The sequence below is a fragment of the Xenorhabdus stockiae genome, assembly GCF_002632825.1.
In the GTDB taxonomy this organism is placed as follows: Bacteria; Pseudomonadota; Gammaproteobacteria; order Enterobacterales; family Enterobacteriaceae; genus Xenorhabdus; species Xenorhabdus stockiae.
In genome coordinates this window covers 1-4,180 of sequence record NZ_NJAJ01000080.1, presented here as the reverse complement: position 1 = coordinate 4,180, position 4,180 = coordinate 1, and the positions used below count along the sequence as shown (strand labels likewise).

The following is a 4,180-nucleotide window of genomic DNA, read 5'->3' as shown; positions in this document are numbered from 1 at the left end:
GCAAGCGGGCAGTACGCCCGCGGCGAGTGTCACCGCTGACGGCGTGCATTTACTGGGCACCGACGGGCCGGGCAGTGTGCTGTTAAGCCGTCACAATGACCGGACCTCGCGTTTTCGTTATACCCCGTACGGGCAGCAGGCGGCGGCGGACAGTGACCCGGATTTGCCGGGCTATAACGGGGAGCGGCAGGACCCGGCCGGAGGCGGGGATCATCTGGGCAACGGCTACCGGACGTATAACCCGGTCCTGATGCGGTTTACGGCGCCGGACAGCCTCAGCCCGTTCGGGGCCGGGGGACTGAACCCGTATGCCTATTGTCTGGGTGATCCGATCAACCGGACCGATCCGAGTGGGCACATCAGTGTGGGCAGTATTCTGGGAATAGCGTTAGGTCTGTTTGGAATGGCCGCGGAGTTGGCCGCGGTCATTCCGACCGGCGGGGCATCCCTGACACTGAGCGGTGCTGTGCTCGCTGGGGCCGGTTTTTTGGGGGCCGCGACTGGACTCGCCAGTAGCCTGACCGAGGAAAGTAACCCACAGGCCTCGAGCATTCTGGGCTGGGTGTCAATGGGGGCGGGCGTGGTGAGTATGGTGCCACTGTTTGGGAAACTGGCTAGGGGCATGAAAGCAATGGTAACACAGGTGGGGCGTAGTTTTAATCGTAGTCCGGCTGGACCAGTTATGGAGATAATCGGACCAACAATAGAGGAGTCACCAAGAGGGTTGAATATGGCAGCACCCTTACCGCGGCCATCAAACGCATTAGATGCTTTCGACAGGACTGTAAGTGCGGGATGGATTCAAGAAGTACAAACACATGTGCAAACACCATTTATTACACACTCGTTAGAGCTTAGTTTGCCCCAACAGGGAGTACCGAGAATAATAGGTAATACAGAAAATCCATTTTTGCAACTTTTGAGCTTTGATACATCATTGCCCGTTAGTAGAATGAATAATGCGGTTCCTAACTCAGTTATACATGTAGATATTACTATCCCTGTTGCAAGAACACTTTATGCTCCATTCATTAATGATAGAACGGGTCGAGCTGGGGTCGGTTTTATTAATTACATACGGCATGACATAGGTGTGCGTCAAATACTTGCAGCGGAGAATAGGATAAGAGGAACTCAACATATGGTCGAATATCAACAATCAGTTATTAGTTTAATGGAAGAAAACTGGAATAATGTGAGATTGAGTGGCAATCCGAGAGGGTTGATGCAGGCCATCATACAACATCAGATTCCCCAAATTTGGCGGCAATTTTGTACATCTGGTCTGGATGTGTTTGCTTTCTATAACCAACACATATTTATTTGATTTACGAAATGATTATATCGCTATTATTAAATAAAACTGATATTCATTATTCAATGATGTTATTAATTTTCTTAGTCAGCGTGTGAAAATTTTGCTATTCATCTGTTTTTAGGGAATTCAGTATTTATAATAGAGATAATAAAAATATCCTAGTGTTATTCTTATGTTACAAATTTATGATAATATGGAAATGCCCAAACAGGGACGTATCAATATATAAAGATAATATATCGCCTATCTTTCAGGGGAATTATTTTTTATCGATTATCATTCATCCCTGTCGTCGTTTTTATAAACATATGGTTATTTATATCCCTGAGACTTGTTCTTTTACTGTCGTGATCCATTCGAAATTCATTTTGTATATAAATTAGTCCTGTTTTCTTTGCATTTTAATGAGGGGATTGGGACTAAATATAGTGGTTAAACAGACTTTGTTATTTGACTATATTGATTTTGGAAATAAAAACAGGATACTTTTCAATTGACAATTTCTGTCTGCCTTCTGAATTTATTTTTCCATGCCTCAACTCAATAAATTGACACGATTAAATATCACAAATTTCAATTTATTCATGGGCTGCTCGTTTTTTATCTATTTATGTGTTGATGCCCAGTTATTTTATTTAACTGGGCTTTTTTGATCTTCAATTTTTAAATTTATACCGGGACTTATTTATGGGAAAACCATTTTGGAGAAGTGTTGAATACTTCTTTACAGGTAATTATTCCGCTGATGATGGTGATAATAATATTGTGGCTATTGGGTTTGGTGGGCAAATCCATGCTTATGGTGGTGATGATTACATCACTCTGGGTTCGATTGGTGCTTCTATTTATACCGGTGCAGGTAACGATACTGTAGTCGGTGGTTCAGCATACCTGAAAATCAATGATACCAGTGGTAACTTAAACGTAAAAGGTGCCGTTGGGTACGCCGAAATTAATAAAGAAGAAGAAGGCTCTATTTCTTTCGCAGGTGCAGCGGGTGGTGCTGTTATTCAGCATGATGGCCGTTCCGGTAATATACATTATTCAGGTGTTGCGGCTTATAACAATTTATATCGTCGCGGGTACAGTGGCGATATCACATTTAAGGGTGCGGGTGGTTATAACCATCTCTATTCAGATGTGGTCAACGGTAATATTCATTTTATGGGTGCCGGAGGTTATAACCAAATCACCCGTAAAGGTTTAAATGACAGCTTTAATGGTGAAGGGATTACCTATGCGAAAGCTGAAGAAATTGTATTAACGACGGCAACACTGGGCGGAAGCTGGATCCAAAAAACACAGCAGATTGTTGGTATTAAATCCACACGTGAAATAAATACTTTTTTATTTGCTGCTATTGATGATAAATACACCAAAATCAATAAAGTTCGTATTCATAATGACCCCAAAACTGGCCGGCTGAAATATTATACAACCTCTTGGCATAAAGCAGGTAATCATCTCAATAATCTGGCATCTCAGGATATTTCTGATGCTGGCGGTTACCAGCTGGTTAATGTTGACGGGGTATATAAATTATCAGATCTGACAGTTGAGCATCATCAGTCATTTACGATACATGCACTGGAAAGTGAATTACCCGAAGATGAATGGGTGACCTATGCCGGCGGTGTTCAGATTGCAGCAGAAAATATTACGCTGTCAGATGCCCAGATGGGGGGGCACGCTGTTTCAATGGATGGCAGTACCTTTGATGTAAAACCCGTGAAATCCAACCAAATGGCGAATACCTATTTATACGCCAAATTCGTGGGGGGAATTACCAAAGTTGTCGTCGTTCAACTGGCGAATGATCCTGCAACGGGTGAACTGAAATATATTGCCACACCGTGGTACAAAGCCGGTGATCAAACGGCGGTCATGGCAGATCAAACTATCGGCACCCGTTCTGGCTATAAAGTTATCGGTAAGGGCAGTTATACACTGAGTCATGTTAATTACAGTGTAAATACTGTCCGTGTGACGTCTGAACGGATTAGCTCTATGCATGAGTTCAGTGAGCGGGAACTGCTAGACCAAAAACAGGATGACAGCAATGGTGATGTCCGGTTCGAAGGCGCAGGGGGTGGCAATGTTATTAAATCCAATGTGGCTCGTGGCAATGTTTATTTTAAGGGGGCGGGTGTTGCGAATGTCATTCTGCACAACTCGGAAATCGGTGATACCGAATTTAGCGGTGCTGGCGCGGCAAATGTTATTTTTAAGAAGAATAGAAAGGGAAACCTGATTTTTAATGGTGCCGGTATTGCTAATGTCATTACTCATGTCAATAGCACTCATCCGGCACTTGATGCATCAGAGGGGTCTTACAATGGTGATAGCAGAGTTATTGCACTTGGAGGCGCTAATGTCCTGACCCGTAAAGGTAATGGCCGGGTTTTTGCCGTGATGGGGGGCGGTGCAAATGTGCTGACTCATAGCGGAAATGGCAGAACCACAGGTGTCATGATGGGCGGTGCCAATATTCTGACCAAAGTGGGTAACGGAGATACCACCGGTTTAATGTTTGGTCTGGGTAATGTCCTGACTCATGTGGGTAACGGCAGAACATTGGGCGCAATGGGGGCGGTCGGTAACGTCTTTACCAAAGTGGGAGACGGCGAAACCATTGCCGCCATGCTTGCTTTCGGTAATATTTTTACCCATACCGGGCAGGGAAATGCATACGCAATGATGGCTGGCGGCGGCAATGTCTTTACCAAAGTGGGTAACGGCAATGCGCTGGCGCTGATGGTGGCACTGGGTAATGTGTTCACTCATGTAGGAGATGGCCTGAGTGTTGCCCTGATGGTGGCGAAAGGCAACCTTGCCACCAAAGTAGGGAATGGTGAAAGCCTT

General features: G+C 44.7%; 1 protein-coding gene and 1 pseudogene. Both read left to right on the top strand.

The genetic code is table 11. The features are described from left to right. The coding region (locus Xsto_RS19955) for an RHS repeat-associated core domain-containing protein (protein WP_280176254.1) at nt 1-1,327 on the top strand (1,327 nt) is incomplete at its 5' end. A 678-nt stretch (nt 1,328-2,005) separates the two neighbouring features. Then, nucleotides 2,006-4,180: pseudogene (locus tag Xsto_RS19945) on the top strand (MARTX multifunctional-autoprocessing repeats-in-toxin holotoxin RtxA); the annotation flags it as partial.